The following is a 241-nucleotide window of genomic DNA, read 5'->3' on the forward strand; positions in this document are numbered from 1 at the left end:
AGGACAACATGCGCAAGATTTTGGAACAGTTGTTGTTTCAACTTATACCGGTGAAAAGCCTTCTTAAATTCGGGAAAGGAAATAAAACATGGCAGAAGGATTACCACAGCCCCTACAAGGGAGAAACTTGGTTACGCAACAAGTGAGTTTTTTTCGCTTGAACATCTCGCATAAAGAGAAGCGTCTTACACGAAAAATAGGAATATTGCCCCGTGGCGCTTTGATCACGTCGATAAAAGCG

Origin of the sequence: Bartonella sp. AP58NXGY, from assembly GCF_042195785.1 — a bacterium.
Lineage (GTDB): Bacteria > Pseudomonadota > Alphaproteobacteria > Rhizobiales > Rhizobiaceae > Bartonella.